The following is a 357-nucleotide window of genomic DNA, read 5'->3' as shown; positions in this document are numbered from 1 at the left end:
AGATCGTCTGAGAAGGCTTCCAAGACTACCACACGTCCGCTTGAAAGGCCACGGTTATTAGACGCTGTAGTCGATACGTACACAGAGTGAGTACGGGATGTACGTCAACCAGCCCAAGGTCTTACTCGTCGATGACGAAAAAGAGGTTGCTGATGCCTACGCCCTCCGATTAGAAGCGGTTGCGGATGTTTCCGTCGCGTACGGAGGCCCAGAGGCGCTGTCGATGGTCGAGGAGTCGGATCCCCCGGACACCGTCTTGTTGGACCGGCATATGCCGAACAAATCCGGAGACGATGTTCTTGCCGAACTGCGGAGCGATGACGTCCAAACCCGTGTGATAATGGTGACCGCGATCGA

At 55.7% G+C, this 357-nt stretch carries 1 protein-coding gene; it reads left to right on the top strand.

Translation table 11 applies throughout. From position 1 onward, the window contains the following. Positions 1–97: 97 nt before the first annotated feature. Positions 98–357 (top strand): response regulator transcription factor (locus EXE44_RS18610; RefSeq protein WP_137718089.1); only part of this gene is annotated, 260 nt, incomplete at its 3' end.

Origin of the sequence: Halorubrum sp. SS7 (genome assembly GCF_005435055.1) — an archaeon.
Classification (GTDB): domain Archaea; phylum Halobacteriota; class Halobacteria; order Halobacteriales; family Haloferacaceae; genus Halorubrum; species Halorubrum salinarum.
Note: the sequence above shows the minus strand (reverse complement) of the source record. Positions and strands in the feature narration are given on the sequence as shown.